Source organism: Labilibaculum filiforme (genome assembly GCF_002843315.1).
Classification (GTDB): domain Bacteria; phylum Bacteroidota; class Bacteroidia; order Bacteroidales; family Marinifilaceae; genus Labilibaculum; species Labilibaculum filiforme.
This window is the reverse complement of sequence record NZ_MVDD01000022.1, coordinates 47340-67473: the sequence shown is the minus strand read 5'-3', so window position 1 is coordinate 67473 and position 20134 is coordinate 47340. Positions and strand designations below refer to the sequence as shown.

At 33.9% G+C, this 20134-nt stretch carries 21 protein-coding genes; 4 read left to right on the top strand and 17 right to left on the bottom strand.

Going from position 1 to position 20134, the window contains the following annotated elements; all coding sequences use genetic code 11:
* Positions 1 to 257 (top strand): transposase domain-containing protein (locus BZG02_RS18555; protein ID WP_143470519.1); only part of this gene is annotated, 257 nt, incomplete at its 5' end.
* 133 nt (positions 258 to 390) lie between these two features.
* Here the strand turns inward: BZG02_RS18555 and BZG02_RS18550 are convergent.
* From BZG02_RS18550 to BZG02_RS18540, 3 genes are all read right to left on the bottom strand, one after another.
* Entirely contained in the window at positions 391 to 837 is a 447-nt protein-coding gene (locus BZG02_RS18550) for a hypothetical protein (RefSeq protein ID WP_101263246.1), read from the bottom strand.
* Positions 838 to 1094: 257 nt separating this feature from the next.
* The gene (locus BZG02_RS18545; RefSeq protein ID WP_180335786.1) at positions 1095 to 2213 is read right to left on the bottom strand and encodes a M12 family metallopeptidase; all 1119 of its coding nucleotides are present in this window, start codon (positions 2211 to 2213) and stop codon (positions 1095 to 1097) included.
* Between the two features lie 132 nt (positions 2214 to 2345).
* Positions 2346 to 2741, bottom strand: coding sequence for a DUF4377 domain-containing protein (locus BZG02_RS18540; RefSeq protein ID WP_101263244.1), 396 nt, complete (start codon positions 2739 to 2741; stop codon positions 2346 to 2348).
* Between the two features lie 671 nt (positions 2742 to 3412).
* On the opposite strand from BZG02_RS18540, the gene BZG02_RS18535 reads away from it, so the two are divergent.
* Positions 3413 to 3661, top strand: coding sequence for a hypothetical protein (locus BZG02_RS18535; protein ID WP_143470518.1), 249 nt, complete (start codon positions 3413 to 3415; stop codon positions 3659 to 3661).
* A gap of 143 nt (positions 3662 to 3804) precedes the next feature.
* Here the strand turns inward: BZG02_RS18535 and BZG02_RS18530 are convergent, their stop codons facing one another.
* The 10 genes from BZG02_RS18530 to BZG02_RS20895 form a co-directional block, all read right to left on the bottom strand.
* Positions 3805 to 5133: a S41 family peptidase gene (locus tag BZG02_RS18530; protein ID WP_101263242.1), complete on the bottom strand. Its 1329-nt coding sequence runs from the start codon at positions 5131 to 5133 to the stop codon at positions 3805 to 3807.
* 90 nt (positions 5134 to 5223) lie between these two features.
* Positions 5224 to 5763 (bottom strand): beta-barrel domain-containing protein, encoded by a 540-nt coding sequence (locus BZG02_RS18525; RefSeq protein WP_101263241.1) that lies wholly within the window; start codon positions 5761 to 5763, stop codon positions 5224 to 5226.
* A 62-nt stretch (positions 5764 to 5825) separates the two neighbouring features.
* On the bottom strand, positions 5826 to 6239 hold the full coding sequence (locus tag BZG02_RS18520) for a GxxExxY protein (protein ID WP_101263240.1): 414 nt from the start codon (positions 6237 to 6239) through the stop codon (positions 5826 to 5828).
* A 156-nt stretch (positions 6240 to 6395) separates the two neighbouring features.
* On the bottom strand, positions 6396 to 8612 hold the full coding sequence (locus BZG02_RS18515; RefSeq protein WP_101263239.1) for a peptidase domain-containing ABC transporter: 2217 nt from the start codon (positions 8610 to 8612) through the stop codon (positions 6396 to 6398).
* 652 nt (positions 8613 to 9264) lie between these two features.
* Positions 9265 to 9756, bottom strand: a complete 492-nt coding sequence (locus tag BZG02_RS18510) for a hypothetical protein (RefSeq protein ID WP_101263238.1) — start codon at positions 9754 to 9756, stop codon at positions 9265 to 9267.
* A gap of 25 nt (positions 9757 to 9781) precedes the next feature.
* Positions 9782 to 12133, bottom strand: coding sequence for an outer membrane beta-barrel family protein (locus BZG02_RS18505; protein WP_101263237.1), 2352 nt, complete (start codon positions 12131 to 12133; stop codon positions 9782 to 9784).
* A complete protein-coding gene (locus BZG02_RS18500) occupies positions 12130 to 13434 on the bottom strand; it encodes a radical SAM/SPASM domain-containing protein (protein ID WP_101263236.1) in 1305 nt (434 codons plus the stop codon). Before BZG02_RS18500 ends, BZG02_RS18505 begins: the two co-directional genes overlap by 4 nt.
* 64 nt (positions 13435 to 13498) lie before the next feature.
* Entirely contained in the window at positions 13499 to 13675 is a 177-nt protein-coding gene (locus BZG02_RS20905; protein ID WP_180335785.1) for a hypothetical protein, read from the bottom strand.
* Positions 13676 to 13721: 46 nt separating this feature from the next.
* Entirely contained in the window at positions 13722 to 13898 is a 177-nt protein-coding gene (locus tag BZG02_RS20900; RefSeq protein ID WP_180335784.1) for a hypothetical protein, read from the bottom strand.
* 443 nt (positions 13899 to 14341) lie between these two features.
* On the bottom strand, positions 14342 to 14503 hold the full coding sequence (locus tag BZG02_RS20895) for a hypothetical protein (RefSeq protein WP_180335783.1): 162 nt from the start codon (positions 14501 to 14503) through the stop codon (positions 14342 to 14344).
* Between the two features lie 366 nt (positions 14504 to 14869).
* Here BZG02_RS20895 and BZG02_RS18495 point away from each other — a divergent pair, with 366 nt between their 5' ends.
* Both BZG02_RS18495 and BZG02_RS18490 read left to right on the top strand, forming a co-directional pair.
* Positions 14870 to 16252 carry a sensor histidine kinase gene (locus BZG02_RS18495; protein ID WP_101263235.1) on the top strand — a complete coding sequence of 461 codons (1383 nt, stop codon included), beginning with the start codon at positions 14870 to 14872 and terminating at the stop codon, positions 16250 to 16252.
* A 19-nt stretch (positions 16253 to 16271) separates the two neighbouring features.
* Positions 16272 to 16958, top strand: a complete 687-nt coding sequence (locus BZG02_RS18490; protein WP_143470517.1) for a response regulator transcription factor — start codon at positions 16272 to 16274, stop codon at positions 16956 to 16958.
* Between the two features lie 74 nt (positions 16959 to 17032).
* Here the strand turns inward: BZG02_RS18490 and miaA are convergent, their stop codons facing one another.
* The 4 genes from miaA to BZG02_RS21380 form a co-directional block, all read right to left on the bottom strand.
* On the bottom strand, positions 17033 to 17932 hold the full coding sequence (gene miaA, locus BZG02_RS18485) for a tRNA (adenosine(37)-N6)-dimethylallyltransferase MiaA (RefSeq protein ID WP_101263233.1): 900 nt from the start codon (positions 17930 to 17932) through the stop codon (positions 17033 to 17035).
* Between the two features lie 97 nt (positions 17933 to 18029).
* Positions 18030 to 18599: an IS1096 element passenger TnpR family protein gene (locus BZG02_RS18480; protein ID WP_101263232.1), complete on the bottom strand. Its 570-nt coding sequence runs from the start codon at positions 18597 to 18599 to the stop codon at positions 18030 to 18032.
* A 3-nt stretch (positions 18600 to 18602) separates the two neighbouring features.
* Entirely contained in the window at positions 18603 to 19676 is a 1074-nt protein-coding gene (locus BZG02_RS18475; RefSeq protein ID WP_101263231.1) for an acyl-CoA reductase, read from the bottom strand.
* A 141-nt stretch (positions 19677 to 19817) separates the two neighbouring features.
* Positions 19818 to 20123, bottom strand: coding sequence for a DUF2752 domain-containing protein (locus BZG02_RS21380; RefSeq protein ID WP_101263230.1), 306 nt, complete (start codon positions 20121 to 20123; stop codon positions 19818 to 19820).
* Between the last annotated feature and the right edge of the window lie 11 nt (positions 20124 to 20134).

Here is a 20134-nt window from a genome sequence, read left to right as displayed (position 1 = left end):
CAGATTACGATTTGGATAATAATAGGATTGAACGACCGATGCGTTACATTAGCATTAGTCGTCGCAATTCGCTTTTCTGTGGCTCTAATGCTGGAGCTGCTAGAACTGCGAAACTATATTCTCTGGCCATTTCATGTAGACTGAACAATGTGAATACCTTTTCTTATTTCAAAGATGTGATACAGCACCTAGCAGAACACCAAACCATGACCAACGAACAAATGAGAAACTTGCTTCCTGATAAGTGGGCTGAGTAATATCTGAAATTTAATACCCCGTCAATTTGAACCAAAATTTGACGGGGTGTGTTTTTTTGGATGGGCTGGCGACGCGGAGACGCTTACCTTGTGTCTGTATTAAGTGCTGAGATAAAAATTGAGACAGTACATTTTAATTATCTCTTCTGTATTTAATTTGAGTAGCAGGGCTTACTGTTGTGTCTGATATCACTAAGGTTGAACTATCTGAAAGCTTATAAGCTAAGGATATCGTATCGGCTTCTGCTGTATCTGGGTACAAATAAAGAACAAATGTACTATCTGTTCTTTCAAATGAAGTGTTATTTTTTATATTGATATTGACACTTGGTGCATATAGAATGATTCCATTATTGGGCAATTCAAGTTCTTCATCAATAGAATTAGATAAAAAGGTCAAATCTTGTCCCTCAAATATATTTTCCCAATCAGAATCTCCAGCCTTGCTCTCAACTTCAGTCCAATTCATCACATAGCCATAAGTTTCCCAATCGATAGTTATTTCGGGAGTGTTGTCGTCATCTTTTAGGCATCCAGAAAGGAATAAAAGCGATAGGATAATTGTCAAATAAGTTTTCATTTTTTTGAATTTAGAAATTGTCTTGTTTTTTTAAGACGTTATTTTACTGAATTGGTTGCGTGTTTATAAGTAACGCATAAATCGACTTGCAGATTTTTTTTATCTACAAAATGGTTTTGGTCTTGATCAAACTTCTTGCCAGAAGCTTGACTTTTTGTAAATTGTTTATTTTTGTATATAAAAAAATGCCGGGAATAAATCCACTTTCCCAATCAAAGTGTTCCCGGCAATATGTAAAATTAATAAATTAAACCTGCTTAAAATTCATTAGATATTCTGCCACCCGCAGGAGGAGTTGAATTTCCATTGTTTAACTGAGCTTGCAAGGACAGTCTTTCCGATGCAGTCATAACTGTATTGTCAGATTTATATACAACAGCATCTAATTCACGGTAAACATCAGACCGGGCAATATAGGGTAAGTATAAGGAATTAACCCAACGTCTGTCTAAATCAGACGGGATACTTCCTTGATGGATATGACTGCCATCTTTTTTTGTGTACATTGGTTCACTTGTACTCACAACTACACTCCGACTGGATGTCATTGAAGAATAACCCATGATTGAATTAAAGTCATAACTTCCAATCATATGATAATTAGTGGTTCTTTTAGTGAATTGACTTTTACCTTTTGAGGTTAAATTCGATGAGTTAATAGTCACATAATTGTCTCTGTCTTTACGACATTGTTCGTGTAACATACCACATGCATGTAATATTTCATGTTCTATAACGCCAGTATTATAATAATAGAAAGCAAAATCAGCAAGACTAATCTCTTGTCTTCCTCCAATTCGGCCAATATATGACTGACTTGTATCTTCATTTCCTATGGCTTTGAAGTCTACATATGGATAAGCAAAACCATATGTAGGATCAACGGTTGGTTTCCCGGTTGCGTTGTAAAATCTAATATTAGTTCTCGATTCAATGTCCAAAAGAGCTGTTTTAATACGAGACTTCTGGGTGGAGGTTAAATTAGCATTGTATGTAAAACGTACCATTGCCCAAAGATTATATGCCGTAGGATATATGCCTAAAGCTTTTGTCTGTTCTCCATTTTCAGAAGATATATTTCCTGGTAGATTTGTAACAGGATTTAATGAAGTTATTGGTGCGGGATTTTCTATTGCTTCAATAAATATTGTTCCACTGTCATTCAAAGCTTTTAATTGAGTGGGAGATAATAAAATATCACCTTCCCAAAGATAATTATCTCCTTGTTTTTCTACGACAACTCCTGATTCAAGGGTTATTAGTTCCGGGGAATAAGTTACTTTACTTGTTGTTTCATCTATTTCTTCCTGAGAACACGAAAATAATACTAAGCACAAGCTTACTATTAAAGTTGAATTAAAAATGTTTTTTTTCATATGATTATAATTTGTTTTTATTTGCCATATGGAACTTACCACGCCGGGAATAATCATCTCCCTGTGTGTCAAAAAATGTTTTGGCATGGACGTTTCATAATATGAATTTATTAATTGGGAAAGGGATTGTTGTTATTCGTCAGTTTGAATCTTTATTTTTGATAGTATTTCTATAAGTTTAAAATTTTCTGTTGGTATATCCAGTTGTGGATCTCCTTGGGTTATTATGACTTTGAGTCGATATCTATATCCTTTTTCATACTCAAATCCTTCAATATGATGTAATGCCAGATAATATTTTTCATTGGTATTTTCGTCGGTTGCTTCCATGCACTCTACCAAATCAGGTGAGTCAGGGATGGTACCATTTAATATTGTTTCAGGCTCAACATTAATTATTGTCGTTTTTTCGTTTGAATTATTATTGTTATTACATCCTATTGTGGCGAGAATTGCAATAAAGGCGAGGACAAGGCACAATTGTGACAGCATTCGTTTAGTATTTAAATCTCTATTCTTGTTTTTCATTTTAATACTCTTTAGTTATGTAAGGTTAAAATCTGTATAGTAGTACTCTTATTTTCAGATAGATTTGACTACGCTTGTCACTTTCTGAAGCGGTTTTATTGTCTTATTGTTAATCTATAGTGGCTTCTTTCCATATTTATTTTTTACTAAAAGGTAGATTGTCATATTATATTGGGTTAATTTCTCTGTTTAGTTAGATGCTTTTTTATTATGCATATATCCTCACCATTTTTCCATATATAACAACATAATATTATTGTCACTTTTAAGTTGTGCCAGTTCATTTTGATTTAGAGTCTTAAATACTTTGCTTTTTTTGATGAAATAGTCGTTGTAAACTTCTTTTAAAAATAAAACCTAAATTCAACAAATACGATTAACTTGCTAGTTGCTTGTGATTAGAAATCTAAGCAAACTGGAAGCTGTTTTCTAATCAAAAACAGATGAAATGATTAGTTAAAACAAAATATATATCGAACAAAATAGTGAAGAGAGATAGGAGTCTATTAAAAAATAATAAATAGCAAGTGCTGGTTCTTTTCTAATCATTTGATTAGAATTCTATTGCAATTTGATTAGGAAAAGGGTCTGTTTTGATTAGAAAAAAAATGTATTTTTTGAATTAAAAATTCAATTTAGAATTGTTCTAATGATGAAATAATTATTTCGTTATGAAAAGTAGGAGGCCTTTGTTCTGCGAAAAGTCAATGTGTAAAGCCTTTCACATACAAGGCAGTGATTATTATTTCGCAGTTAGTGTGGTTTTGGCAACAATTGGAGCATTCGTTTTAGGGATAGCTGTTCACCGGATTTTTTCTTTTCCAGTTTTTTTATACGCTATTCTTGTGTTTGCTGATGCACTTTCAAAGAGCAAATTGTTTGCCATTGCAATAAAAGCGCTTGCAGCAAGTTTTGTGTAGCTCTTCGATTATGGCATCGGATTTATGGATGCCGTTTGGAAACACAAAGTACTGGGGAAAGATGAATTTGGTGTGTTTGGTAAGGGGTTTTATGAGTAGGGAGAAGAACGCTTTCTACGAACTAACTTATATTTGTATTCAATTTAAGGCAAGGTAGAGGTATCAGGCTCCACTCCGGCATTAAAGTTTGTTCCACCAAATTGGATAAACTCCTTAGGGGATATAAAAAATTCAAGTTTCGTATTTGGAAGCTTAAAAGAGATAAAATCGCCATAGTATTTTAGGTGTTCGCCTGTCGGTTTATTACCAACGATTACTCCTAGTTTGTTTTCTTTAACAACACCTGCAAAAGTAGCTGCTGCACTATTTGTTCTTTCGTTTATTATAACGAATAAATCTCCATTAAATAACGATTTTTTAGGAGTAGGAATATGTATTAAAGTGCTGTCTTTTAAGTTGTAAATTGTATTATTATTTAAATGATTTATAATATTATACAATTGTGGATATTTTGTCTTGTATAAGGTCTTTATTTCATCACTTACACGAATACCAATAGATGCATATTGACCGTATGGTTTATTGGTTAGATAATTTAGCAGGCTATCAACGGCACAACTTCTTCCTCCTGGATTATTCTTTACATCTAGAATTAGTGTACAACATTCTTTTTGTTTTATAGAGTCAAAAGAGTTGGAAAGGAAAGTATAGAAATTATCATCCCCAAAAAAGGATTTTATGGATAAATTTGCCACTTGATTATTCTTGGAAAACTCCAATTTGTATTGATTTTGTTGTGGATTAGGATACTGGTTTTTAAGCGCGAAATATTGATCGTTGGTAAGCGCTTTTGCAGTAAGAATTGAGTCGGAAGAAACTGTTTGTATCAGGTATTTTTCTGATTCTCCATAAAGCATCCAAAAGCCCATATTAAAGAATTTTTCTACTGCGTAATCTCCACATTCTCGATTGTTAACACCCACTATACTTCGTAAATCGGAGAGTGTTTTTCGAGAATCAATTGCGTTTATCGATACTATCTCAACATCGCTTAGCTGTATGTTTGGGTTTTTACTAAAATACTGATTGAAAAATAATTTATTGTTTTTAACCAGAATTGTAAATGGCATACAAAGGCCTCCATTCGACATGTATTTTTGTCTCTCTTCAAAGGGGAAATTAAATCCAGTATGAGTATCCTCAATTTCCGATAAAAGTTTTGACATTATAATGAAACTATCATTCATGGATGTGCTGTCTTTTAAAGTTTTAATGATACTGTCACATGTATTACTCCACGATTTTGAGAAGTTTTCGTCTAAGAATTTAGGATGAATACTTGTACATTTTTCTTTTAAAAATTGAAGGTCATTTTTGATATCGACATTTGAAAAGTTGTATGGAGTGTATTTCTGACTACATGCATGGTAGGTAATTATAAATACAAACGAAAGAAGAATAAAGTTTTTCATGGAAGGTTGCTTGGTTAATTAGGAATAGTGCCTGCTTAAATAATTACCATTTAAGCAGGTGCACTTAAGGGGTATCACAATAAAATGTTTTTATTGTGATTGCTCTTTTGATTTAAAAATACTGACAATCGGAGAGAGTAACTTTTCAAGCAATCGATGTTCTCCAATTGTTATTTTTGCCTTTCCTTTCAGGTTTGGATAAAAAGTAATGATCTTGTTTTGAGTACTCGTCATTCCATTGGTTAATGTTACTTTTACTATAAAATAGCTCGCTTCATTAGTTTCTAATGGGGTAGGGAATACCTGAGAGACTTCTCCTTTTAGCAAACCAAAATTATTTGCAGGATATCCTTCCATCTCAATGTTTACTTTCTGTCCTGATTTTATCTTTCCAATAAAATGATAAGGCAGGTTGATGGTTGCGAAATAGAGAGAGATTGAGTCGGAGTGTAAGTGAGTAGTCCCTTTTAGAGTATCCGGGTAACGAAAAAAGTAACTGCCAGTCAAAAGAATCATTACAACTACAAATAATGTGGTTATTCCACTCCGAATTATCCGTGAAGGGACTTGCCCTATTATGTTTCTTACTTTTTCACTTCTGAGTTCTATATTATCTTTTTGCTCTGCCATATCTTTCACTTTTAATTGGATCACGAATCATTCAGATTAAACGAATTTTAACGAATTATTTTCTATCCGTGTTCATTTGTTTTATCCGCGTCATCCGAGTTCTGTTTGCGATCGTTGGTAAATATTTTTCTTCTGAATTGTGGTTCTTTTCCAAAGTTGAGTAGTAAGCCTACTTCAATATTGGTTGCTTTTAGATAATTGATTAATTGGCATTCATGTTCATAACATAAATTTTCAGCTGCTTTTAATTCTATAATAACTCTGTTTTCTACAATAATATCTGCAAAGTATTCTCCAACTTGTTTGCCATCGTAAAACACTTTAATTCGTTCTTGTTGCTTACAAAACAAAGCCTGTTTGTGTAATTCTAAACACATTGCGTTTTCATAAACCTTTTCAAGAAATCCATAACCTAATGTGTTGTACACTTTATAGTAGGCTTTGATGATTTTGTTTGTTATTTCTTTTTCGAGCATAGATTAAAGATAAAAATGATGGAGCACTAACAATATTGATTAAACAGGTTTCTACAAATCTTTTTATTAGAACACAAATTACACAGACAATACGAATTAACACGAATCTTTTTATCAGTGTCTATCCGTCATATTCGTTGAATCGGTGTTCTACACTTAATTTCCCAACTCCAGTTGGTTTTTAACCAACTCATAATAATGATTACGATTTTTTGTTAATTCTGCATGAGTTCCTCTCTCTACGATTTCCCCTTTATCTAGAACAATTATTTGATCTGCATTTTTCACAGTACTTAAGCGATGCGCAACAATAACAACAGTTTTTCCTGCCACAAAACGATCCAAATTTCTGCTGATTTCTTTTTCATTGTTGGCATCCAGTGCATTTGTAGCTTCATCCAGAAAGAGAAAATCAGGATTTTTATACACAGCTCTCGCTATTAGTATGCGTTGTCTTTGCCCCTGACTCACACCTTGTCCCTCTTGTCCTACAACAGTGTTGTATGCTAAGGGTAGTTCGCTAATGAAATTATGGCTGTTGGCAACTTTTGCAGCATGCAACAATTTATCTTTATCAATTTCTTCGTCTGAAACTGCAATGTTTTTGGCAATTGATTCCGAAAAGATAAATCCGTCCTGCATTACAGCACCATACTGGTTTCGCCACCACCGCAAATCATATTCAGAAAGCTGATGCTGATCTACCTTTATCTGCCCATTTGTTGGGTGATAGTATCCCAGTAATAATTTTACCAATGTGGTTTTTCCACTCCCGCTGGCTCCCACTATGGCTGTTACTTTGCCTTGCGGAATGGTTAGATTGATATTGTTGAGTACTTTGGGCGAGTGAGGACCTTCGTATTGAAAGCACAGATTTTCGATTTCGATGCTTCGGTTTCCATGAGAGAAATTCTGAAATTTTGTTTCATTTTTTTCATCCTCATTCTCTTTTTGATGAATTTCGGACAAACGGTCGAGACTGATCTTCACATCCTGCATGTTGTGAATAAAACCGACCATTTGTTCCAAAGGACTATTCAACTGCCCAATGATATATTGTATGGCAAGCATCATTCCCAGTGTAAGGGAGCCATTGATAACTGCTGAGGCTGCAACAATGGTAATTAGAATGTTTTTCAATTCGTTGATAAATACAGTTCCGCCTTCCTGTGACTGTTGAAGCGATAAAGATGCTATATTTACATGAAACAAATCTGCTTGCACATCTTCCCATTCCCAGCGTTTCCGCTTTTCACAGTTTTGAAGTTTGATCTCCTGCATTCCATTAATTAACTGGTAAGTTTTGCTCTGATTTAAAGCTTGCTGTTCAAAAAACTGATAATCGAGAGTACGTCTTTTCTTTAGAAAGATGAAAATCCATAAAACATATAAAATACTACCTGCCAGAAATATTAAAAATATCTTTGTACTATAAACCAAGAGTACAATTCCAAAAACAATAAAGTTGAATAACGAAAAAATCACACCTAAAGATTGTGCTGTTAGAAAACGTTCAATACGCCTATGATCTTCTATTCGTTGTAAAATATCACCTACTAATTTGGTGTCGAAAAAACTCATGGGGAGTTTCATCAATTTTATTAGGAAATCGGAAATAAGAGAAACGTTTATGCGTGTACTGATGTGCAAAAGAATCCACCTGCGTATAAAATCGACAGACATGCGGCTAACGAACAGAATTAGTTGTGCAAGTAGTATTAGATAGATGAAACTCAGGTTTTGGTCGGATATACCAACATCTACAATTGCCTGAGTTAAAAAAGGAAAGATGAGTTGCAATATACTGCCCAAAAGTAAACCCAGAAGCAATTGGGTGAAATACTTTTTGTACCGTCCAAAATAGGAGAAAAGAAGAGCAAAACTTCCTGTGGGGTTTTTCTCTCCCTCCTGTTCATAAAACCTGGGCGTTGGTTCTAACAGTAGGGCAACTCCTTTGTCTTCGCCCCTTGTTTTGGTACTAATCCAGTTTTCCAGAAACTCATCTTTACTATATTTTATGATGTCTTTACCTGGATCGGCAACTATAATTTGAATTTCTGTTTTTTTAAATAATGATTTTTTCTTCCTTATAGCATATACCACCACAAAATGATCTTGTCGCCAATGAACAATACAGGGCAGGGGAGCTTGCTCTGCCAATTTATCGAACGTAAAACGACCTGCCAAAGTATGAAAACCTATACTTTCGGCACAATCGCTAATGCCTAGCATCGAAACACCTTCGCGGGTAACGAAACTTTTTTTTCGAAGTTGCTCCAGTGAATAGTGCCTGCCGTAGTATTTGGCAATCATCCGTACACAGGTTGGCCCGCAGTCCATGGCATCGAATTGTTTGTAGAAAGCATATTTCATTGATTACTCATTTTTTAGAACGGAACACGAATTGGACGAATGAAACGGATTTCCAAAGATTATTTTATTCGTTACATCCGTGTCCTTTTTATGAAACACGAATAACACAGATGGCACGAATTTTCACGAATCTTTTATCTGTTAGATCTGTGTTCACGCTTCATAATAATTTTCTTAGGGTTTGGGGTTCTCTACCATTCTGTTTCGGTCATTTACCCTTAATTTATCGTTCCAGATTGTTCCGTTCTGGTTTACGACTCCAACTTTTAGGTTTGCGAACCTAATTTTTTACGTATGCCTACCATTCTTTTTAGGTTTCTTATGTTTCTCCTTCGGTTCCCCATATTTCCGTTGGGATTTAGGAATCTAAGTTAGGGGTTGCAAACCTAAAATTTCAGGTTCTTGAACCTCTCCGGTTCGGTACAGAACCTCTTCCTTTCGCTTCCTAAGCCCACGGTTTAGCTTCACGAACCTCAATACTTTGGTTGTGAAGCAAAGTATTTCGATACAGAACCGAAGTCTTTCTATTGCAAAGCCTATTTAGTATAAAAACAAACGATCAGACATCTATAAAAAATAACCTGACAAGTTAAATTTGCGATATATAAATTAAACCAGTCAGGATTTAAGCAGTGTCTACTTAAACTAAGTATCACTTCTTATCCGCTGTTTCCTTTTCATCAACTTTTTTGATACGGCTAAAGAATTGTTTCAGTTCATTGCGTTTGGCCTCGTAGCCCGGAGCAGATGTTCCTGTTTTGTAATTGGTGTAGGCATAATCATCTAAAGCAGCCTGGTAGTTGTCGTAGTCGTGCAGAGTTTTCGCATTGTTTATGCCTGTGAGCAGATTTTGCAAACGTGAAATGGTTCCTTCCAAAACAGTACGACTATTAAAGTCTTTGGCAAACTCAGCCCAATCTACATCAGGACTTCGCAATGCAGTTTGATTCATGGCATAGTCGTTCACCTTGTTTACAAACAGTTTGTTTTGTTCGCTTATACTACCATACTTGCGACGCTCATCTCCACTAAGATTACTCACCTTAGCTGCCAAGGCTGTTTCTAAAGTCGAGAGAGCCGTATTAACAGCCTCTACTTGTTCTGCACTTAAGTGAGTGCTGATTAGATTTTTTAATGTACTCATGGTGTTTCTTTTTTTAAGTTGATATTTACAATCTATTTAATTCACTTTCACTCGCTGATTTTTTCCTGATGCCACCTTTAAAATCATAGAGGTTGTATTTAATGGAAAATCTCACCCATGTGTTATCATTATCAGGATTTAAGCCTGCAACGATATTCCCATATTTATCTTCCCATGAATTATCAGAAGTGTTGAAAATATCATTGGCCATTATTGCAACGTTTAACTTTTTACTGAAAAAAGAAGTGTTTACACCAACAGACAACTTGGATGAACTCTCAAAATGCGTCATTAAATCTTTACTGCTGCTACTATATAAGTAATTTGCAAAAATACTTGTTCTGGATGTAATTGAATAATCGTTATTGGTTTGAAAATACCATGAGGATTGTCGTATTTTTCGAACTCCTTCCAAATATGGGATTTCGATAAATGGTTTCTCTCCTCCTAAACTAAAGGTTGAATTCAGTTTTTTTCCGGAATAATTGTAATTGATGTTCAGATACATGTATTCGGCTTGCTTGATATTAACAGGAGTATATTTTACGATATCTGGATTTACATCATCGCTAACTGCACTTTGAATTCGAGCATTTTTTTCGTATTTGTATGCAAAATTAACCGAGAGATTTTTGAACAAACCAAAACTAAGGTCAAGATTGTGACTGATTGTAGGTTTTATTTTTGGGTTTCCGGTACTATACGATAGTGCGTCAAAATAGGTAATGTCGGTACTTAATTCATTAAAACTTGGTCGGTCAATTTTTTTAGCGTAACTCAATGTTACATTTACATAGTCGGAAAATTCTTTGTTGATTAAGACAGAAGGAAACCAGTGCCCGTAAGTTGAATCGAGAACAGTTTTTTCGTTTGAAGATATTTTGGTGTCGGTATACTCATAACGAAATCCTGCTTCCAATTTGAAATTATTTAGTTTTGGTTCTAAGTTGAAATAAGCAGCACTTATACGGTCATCAATTTTATCATTAATTTGGTAGTTTTCTGTTGTGGTGATTTGATTCACTGAAGTAACTTTTCCATTGTTAGTAACTTTTGATGCTTTTACTCCTGTTTGCAGATTTATTGATTGGAGGAGACAAGTCTTAAAGTCTATCTTTCCACTATAGATCTTGTAATCATTTTGATTATCGATCAAGCTTTTCAAATTTGAATTATTTGTTATGTTCGCCTCACCGATATCTTCGGTTGAATGATTTGCAGACCTTGTGTAATCACCTATAACGGACAAAGAAGATGTACTGTCAATATCATATTGGTAATTCAGATTATAAATGTGCAGGTTTTTATCTACATCCCTGTCTTTTAAAATATTTCGATTGGTAACTCCATCATTTGTTTTGTTGATGGTTTGTTTCGAATCGGAGTCCTGTTTTTGATTGGTAGAAATATATGAATATTGGAAACCGATGTTGTTTTTTGCGTTGATTTCTTGATTGAGAGAAAAAAACAAATTGTGTGTTTTTGTTTTTGGAAGTCGAGTGGTTGAGTTATTGTTAGATATTGTATATTCACTTTGAGTGTTTATTTCATATGCATCTTCGTAGTTTTTTGATTTGAAATCTCGGTATTCATAATTAATTGAAGCAGTAGTTTTGTTGATTTTACTGGCGAGTTGCAATCCGCTTTGGGCGCTGAATTTTCTGGCAAAATAATTCCGGTTGTAAATCTGAAGGCTTATTTTATCATTTGTGATTCTCTTTGTTTTGATTCTCACAACCGCATTTCGCGAAGCACTGTATTCGGCTGAAGGATTGCGATCGATTTCTATGCTTACAATATCATCAGATTGTAGACTTTCTATTTCAGCTTGATTTTGAACTTCTTTTTCGTTGATAAAAACAATAGGAGTCCCTTTTCCGAATACGATAATGTTGTTGTTGTTATCAACAATTAATCCAGGTGATCTTTTTAGAGCATCAAAGATATCGCCAGCTTCACTCAATGCAGTTCCTTTTACATCAATAAGCAATCTTCCTTCAACTTGTCTAAAAGTTGGTCGCTTTGCAAAAACAGTAACTTCATCTAATTCTAAATTTTTCATTTGAACCGTTCCAATATCTATCGAATTGTTCTCTGATAAATCAATTTGTCGAGTTACAGTTTGGTAACCTACACATGAAATTTGTAAATAGCATTTGTTCTGTTCTATTTTTGGAAATTCAAAAATACCATCAATAAAAGCACCTCCGATTATGATACTTGAATCGGAGGGTGTTAATATTGTTGCTGTAAAATACTCTAGAGGTTTCTTGTTGGTATCACTTACTTTACCTCTAATATGAGTAGTTTGCGAGTAAATAAATTTGAATTGAGATAACAAAATAAAAAGAATAATTATCCAGCGTGTTTTTTTCATTCTTCAAGTTTGTTTAATCCTTGTTCGTAATGCAGTTCTAATAATTTAGGCAGATCCTCAAAATTTATTGGACAAACATTATACTCTGTACCATTTAACTTGTGCTCGTATCTAAAAAGGCTACAACCTCCATCACATATTGGAAATAATAAGCAGTCTTTACATTTAGGATCATTAAAAATATCAGTGCCAATAATATATTCAGATAGAATAGCGTAATTTCTCTCGTTTGAAAATATATTACCGATAATTCGATCTTCTTTACCTAGATCTACCCAACATTTGTATAAATCTCCAGTTGGACCTACAATGCAACTATTGGTGTAATCCACAGTACATCCTATGTCCTTAGGCTTGGGATAAAAGGATACCTCCTTAATATCATGACTATTTTTTAAATTCTTATAAAAATCAACATATTCTTTCTTAGATAGACATTTTACCTTGCAATTACCAAAATCTTCAGTAAATACCATATTTACATTCACATTATTATGTTTCCATTTATCTGATAGTGTATTATATAAAATAGGAAAATCTTCTTTGTTATCTTCATGTATGTTTACTCTAATATTTACATGACACTCAGGTGCAATTTTAACAAGGTTCTCAATATTATTAATTATTTTATCATATGTAGGAACTCCAGATTTATGTTTCCTACTTTGATTGTGTCTTTCTGGCAATCCATCAATTGTAATTTGAACAGAATTTAAATTGTGTTTCTTTAAATATTCAACTTTATCCTGATCAAGTAAATAGCCATTAGTTACTAATTGATGCGATCGGAGATTTATTTTATCAGAATTTTCAATATTATCTAGAATATTCTTCATCGCATCAAACGCAAGAAGTGGTTCTCCTCCATGCCAGCAAAGAGTTAAATTATTTGAACCATTATTTGATTCTATAAATTTTATGACTTCAGATTGAACTTCTTCTGACATCACTGTGGCAGGCAAATCTGCTTCATAACAATATGGACACATAAAATTACAAGCCATAGTTGGTGCTATAACTATTCCCATATCTGTCACTGAAAAACATTTCTGGTACTTTATGAATTTTCTTTGAGTATAAAAATTATTATCCTCATTTTGAGAAACAAACACTTTTGATTTATTTAAAATATCAAGAGTTTCAGGCTCTAAGACAATGTTATTTGCGTTAGACTTTTGATGTTCTAAAAGTGTTTTATATAAACTTTTATCTAATTTTAAAAATGAATTAGTTCTCGAATTATAAATGAAATATCCATATTTTTTAGAGTCGAATAAATAATTGTATTTGGAAAATATCATATTTTGTTATTTAAGTTTTATTAAGATGGGTTTCTTATTAAAACAGAAACCCATGCTATTTATTCTACCAAACAGAAATGTATTTTGTTTGACTATTATCTTCACCAGGTTTTTTGCATTTGGCTTTCCCAGTAGGGTTGCAACTAATAGGCTCAGAGTAATTACCGCCTTTGATTTGTTTTAATTCTTCTTGTAAAATATCTATTGGTTCTACAAGAATATTGATTAATGAATTGTTCATATTGTTAAATTAATTGTAGTTTAATTTATTGATCTTTTAGCATTTATTACCAAACGGATAAGTTTTGCGTTAGACTGTTATCTGTGCCTGGTTTTTTACATTTAACTTTCCCTGGACTACTACAGCTAATAGGCTCCGAATAATTACCACCTTTAATTTGTATAAGTTCTTCTTTAAGAATATCGGATGCAGCAACAATAATTTCTATTTTTTTAGTTTTCATACAAAATTATTTTTAAAAGAAAATTGATTTTAACTTCATGAAGTTATCAAACCAAAAGTAAATCTTCCTTAGAATCAGTATTTCCAGATTTGTATTTCACTTTTTTGGGTTGCTCATAATTGACTGTGTTGGAATAACCATCTTTTATATATTTTAGTTCATCGCTCATTATGTCAATTGGCTCAACTATTATATCAATTGTCTTTTTTTATTTATACTTATTTTAGTTTGTCCATTCCTTTCACAATTGCAAAATTCACCTCTTTCTAGTAGCTTTGTCCTTGCTTACAGGTAGCTATGGCTACTATAGCCACCTCCGGTAGAGGATGGATTTATATTCATGCGTAATCCGGGGCGGCTACTTTCCTAAATTATTTTTCCCTAAAAAGTAGATTGTCATATTATATTGGTTTAATTCTTCTGTTTTGATACATTCTTTTCTGTTACACATATATTCTCACCTCTTTTCCATCAATAATAACTGTGTAGTAATCTCTATCTTCTCCGCCTTTTACTTGGCCTAATTTGTTTCGGTTTAATACCTCCATTGCTTTGCTGTCTTTTTTCGTTTTCATGATTTTTACTTTTTTTAGTGAAGTATTCATTTAAAACTCTTTTAAAATTGGAACATAAAATCCAAAAAAACGATTAACTTTCTAACTGCTTGTAATTAGAAAACTAATCAAACAATAGGTGGTTTTCTAATCAAAAAAAGTGAGATAATGATCATCAAATGAAAACAGACAGAGCGTAAATTGGGTGTGGGGAAAAGCAAGCTCAATATTTAGTAGGACCTGGCAGAACTAACTATCTTTCTAATCATTCAATGACACTTTGGTTGCGATTTGATTAGAAAAGGTGGTGTGTTTTGATTTGAAATGAGCCTGTTTTTTTGACAAGAAAGCACAATTTAGAATTGTTCTAATAAAGAAAACTTTACTCTTTTTTAAAAAGAAAGATATCTTTATGTTATGAAAAACAAATTTTTCAAAAGACTCGGTGTAATGTCCGTACTGGTACTTGCAATACTTATTGGTTCGCAGGGATTGTGGTTATGGCAGCAGTTGGAGCAGGAAAAACAGACGTTTACATCGAAGCTGGAAAGCTCCTTGCAAGGCATGATCAATTTTCATGCTTTACAAGGGTATAGCACTCCTAATCTTACAAAACCGGATGTGGCTATTATTTTAATGGACGAAACAGCAAATGAAGAAATAGGTAAAGATACTTCTGCAGAATTGGGTAGATCTGAAATTAACACAAAAAATTACATTCCTGATTTCGCACTGGGAAAATTGATAGAAGCTTCATTTACAGATATTAGTTTAGGGAAAGGAAAATTTCATCTGTATGTTGTTGACTCATTGTTGCAAAACAATTTTCCCGAATTCGAAAAAATACAAGCTTACCGTATGCAGCTTCTGAAAAATGATCTGGCCATGGATAGTTTGCATATGGGAAAAGAAATGGATAAGAAATGGGGAAACTCCCCCTCAACATTACATGTTCGTATTCCCTTAGGCACAAAAGGGAGCTATGTTTTTATTGCTGATTTTCAGTTGAAAACCTTTCCTTTTTTAAGAGGAATGGTATATTCCATTGGCATATCGGCACTCGCTGTTGTTCTAGTCGCCATTTTTCTGCTGTGGTTGCTGTGGAAATTGCAGCAACAAATGGCACAGCTGCAGTGGCGCGAACGAGCCGTGAGTGGTATGGTACACGATTTAAAAAGTCCTTTATCTTATGTCTATACATTATTGGATTATCTGGCCAGCAAAGAACAATTGCCCGCCATGCAGCAACAGCTCAGGAATGCAAGTAGCAATGTCTCTAAACTGACTCACAAAATGGAGATTTTACTGACCTTATTTCGTTCGAAGAAAAAGAAAATTGTATTGGAGGTTACGCTATTCAACCTGGCGAAAAAATGCAGGGATTTACTCTCGGAATCGGAGCTTGTCTATCAAGATAAACAAGCTGAATGCAAGCTGTCGATTCCTGAAAATTTAGATATTTATGTGGATCCACTTTATTTCGAAGCAGCCTTACGCAATTTGTTGGATAACGCGTTTAAATATTCGGATGCATGTGTAAAACTGGAAATTAAAGCGATTCGGGAAAAAAAATACTTACACATTTGTGTTACAGATTCGGGGAAAGGGATTCCTAAAAAAGAGCAAAGGAAGATTTTTAAGGAATTTTACCGTGCAGATAACAACAGTAAGGGGCATGGCATTGGTTTGGCTTTTACCCAACAAATAGTAAAAGCTCACAAAGGGCGTGTCAGATTAGAAAGTAAGCTTGGGGAAGGCAGTACATTTAGTATTGTTCTTCCTGGAAAAGTTATTATTTAAGTTATGTAAAGAAGTGAAAATGGAACAATTAAAAGTGCTATTTGTTGATGATGATATCAATTTAGGAAGTTTTGTTACAACCATACTAGAGACTGAGTACAATTATAAAGTGCATTTCCAAAATACATTGCTGGGAATAGATTCGATTGTACAGACTCTGATGCCGGATATTATTATTTTAGATGTGGAAATAGGAGCGACTAATGGCATTGAAAAAGCGCGAGATATTGTGACAAGACACCCGCAAATTCCACTGCTGTTTGTCTCCTCTCATACTGAAGCTGAATTTATAACAAAGGGAATTAGTATTGGGGGCAGTGCTTATATTCCAAAACCTTTATCGATACCTGTTCTCGTTTCTTATATCCAACGTTTTGTCTCAAAATCAAATCCATCACAAATAATAAAATTAGCAGGTTGTCAACTCAACTTACTGTCAGGTGAATTGTTTTACGAGAATGAATTGATAAAAAAGCTGAGCCCTTTTGAAAAAAATGCTTTGGCAGTGCTAATGGAGCATCCCAATAAAATAGTAACTAAAGAGCAGTTGGCAGAAAAGCTATGGAACCATTCTTTAGTGCCGGAAAACAATGCCAGCCTAAACAATACGCTATCTAAGCTAAGAGATTTATTTAAAGATCAGAAGGTTTTACAAATTGATACCGTAAGAGGAGTTGGGTATGTATTGAATACTCATGTAGGGTGAACGAATATGGCTTCTCCACTTGTGTGCCTTGTTTGCCATTGACTCTGATACCATTTAAATAATAATCGGTATTACTAAGTTTGTTTTTTTAAATATTGCAGTATCTCTTCTTCCTGATCGGGATGAAACCATTCAATCTCTTTGTCTCTGTTGAACCAGGAAAGTTGACGTTTGGCATACCTGCGGGAATTACGTTTGATTAATTCCACGGCTTCGTCAAGAGAAATATTTCCCTCTAAATGTTCAAACAATTCTTTGTATCCAACCGTGTTTAACGAGTTGTAATGACGGAATTCAAATAATGCTTGTGCTTCCTTCAATAAACCTTCTTTCATCATTAAATCAACACGTAAGTTGATTCTTGCATACAATTCAGCTCTGTCTCTATTCAATCCGACTTTAATGATGTTGAAATCTCGTTTTTTTCGAGTATTTGTTCTTAATTCGGAATACGGTTTTCCTGTCATCAAACAAATTTCAACCGCGTGAATCACTCTTTTTGTATTTTTTAAATCAACTTGATTGTAAAATACAGGATCGAGTTGTTTTAACTGCATGCGTAATGATTCAGCTCCTTCATTTTTGGCCCGCTCAACAATTTCGTTTCTTAAATCAGGATCAATAGTTGGTATTTCATCTATACCATTGCAAATTGCATCGATATACATCATGCTGCCACCTACCAAAAGAACTTCATCTTTTTCTTTGTAAAGAGTAGATAGCAAGTCGATTGTTTGCTGTTCGCACTCCCAGGAACTAAAATAGTCGTGAATGGAGTGTGTATGAATAAAATGATGTTGTACTGCTTCTAATTGTTCTTTTTCAGGTACTGCAGTTCCAATACTCATTTCCCGATAAACCTGACGGCTATCCGAAGAAGAGATTACTGTATTGAAATGTTGCGCGATTTTAATGCTTAAATCGGTTTTGCCAACTCCAGTAGGTCCAAGAATTACGATAAGAGTTTTAGGCATAGTAGGTTTATGAGAATTAGTATGTCGAATTTATTCTAATTAATAATGAGTAATATCTTTCTGTTTGATAGCAAAAATATTACTCATTATTCATTGATTACAGAATATCGTCGTAGTCATCCAGACTTTCAAATTCAGGTCCTTCGTTAAATTCGTCATCGAAATCGGCCAAATAATCGTCTGCTGTTTTTGTTTTATCCGATTTTGATTCAAATTCGCCAAGTCCCAAGCCATCAAAATCTTCGGCATCCATTTTTATTTGAATGGGAGCTTCTCCTTTCGATAAAGTACATTTTGGATATTTAGTTTTCGATTTTGAAATTCCTTTTTTAATTAATTGAACGTGGAAAAAACGATCCGAAAAGAAATCAAAAACGTATATTAATTCCGGATTTTCAGAGGAAACAAATTCACGTATCATAGCAACATCCATAGCAACAACATTAAAATTGTCGTCATCTTCGGTATTCATTTCGAAAAGGGCAATCTCTAATCCTCTTTCTTTATCTGCTCCAATCTGATAGAATGAAGCCATTTGTGAGTTGTCGTATCCAATTGCTTTTTGAATTGTATTGTGAAATTCTAAATAAGTTTGTTCGTGGTCAATTTCTATTTCAAGAACAAAATTGTCTACCTCGGCGGAGGTGATTTTAAATTTATATAGCATGCTTTACTTTGATTTTAATTGGGTCAAAAATTCCATTGTATCTACATTGTCGGCATAATCCCACAGTTCTGGTTCCTGTGCTTTTCCAAATGGAATTGCGTTTGGTATGGTGTTGCCTACAATGCATTGAATTAGTTCGGTATTTGTGTTTAGGTGGACTTCTAAGTCTTTAATTTCGGAATAATATTCATAATTTACAACTCCTATTGGCGAGGAAATGGCCACGTTTTCGTTTAAAAGAATAAAGCCAGTATCTAAATGTTCTATTCTATTCATTAATAGTAAGGAGCGTTGATAATCGTAGTTGTTTGCGTATTTGTTGTGATCGGTTACAAAAGAATAATTTTTCCAGTTGTCGAGAAGATGTACCAAATTATATCCAACAGGAATATAAATTTTAGAAACATTTCTACATCCAAGACCAAAATATAAAAACACATCTCTTCCAAGGGCTTCTAATTCTTCATTGGTTTCGTTGCCTGTTAGTACTGCAACAGAATTTCTATTGCGACGAATAATATGTTCGTACTTTTTGAAATAGGCTTCGAAATAGCGCGCCGAATTATTACTTCCGGTAGCTATTATGGCATCGAATTTATTTTCTCCACTTAATCTATCCGATTGAAAGTGGATTAATTCTTTGAATTCAGAATTAATTTCAATGAGTAGTTTAGAGATAAAATTTAGTAGTTGATTATCTTTTGAGGATAATTTCCCGATGAAAGAATGTCCGGAAATTACTACCGACAACATATCGTGAAAGCCAACCATTGGAATGTTTCCTGCCATGATTACTGCAACTTTAACTTGCGTATTCTGATCGGAAACAGCGTAGCGTGCTACCCATTTATGTAGTTCATTTTCCTGTAAAAAGGCGCAAATTCCTTTTATCGACTCGTGCACATGCAAGGGGGTAAACCACAAATTTTCGTTGGAGACTCTGTCGAGTAAAGCTCCAAAGTCATCATAGTAGGTCGAGTTTAGGTTATGCTGCTTGCGATTCGCATCTTCTGATGTAAATTGAGATAGAAAAGATCCTAACTCAACGAATGCTTTTATTCTTTCACTTTTGTTCATGGTATAATTCAAAAAAATCTCCAATTAACTTTAGTGAAAAGTTGAATTTGGAGAATTTAATTTCTTAACTATTTCGCAAAGATAAAAATTGTTAGCAAAGTATACTGTTTGTTGTTTGATTTAAATTTTTTAGTTCGTTTTTTAATGTTGAAAACTTATTTTGATCGCGTAAGAAACGACTATTAAAAGCGCGCTTAAAAAAAAGAGATATTTTAAAGTCGTTGCTCCCCACGAAAATTTAAACTTTAAATGAAGCGTAAAAAGTAAAAGCATGCTTAGTATTGGAAGAAGCGCAGGGTATAAGAGTATGGATTCCCAAATGTGCCCCTTGAGAAGAGCAAGCAGAGAGGATTGAAAACCACAGCCCGGACAAGCAATTCCAAAATGTTTTTGGAAAGTACAAGTTGTTAAATGATTTTCGAGCCAGTCGAGGAGCTTCTGCCACATTTTATGGAATA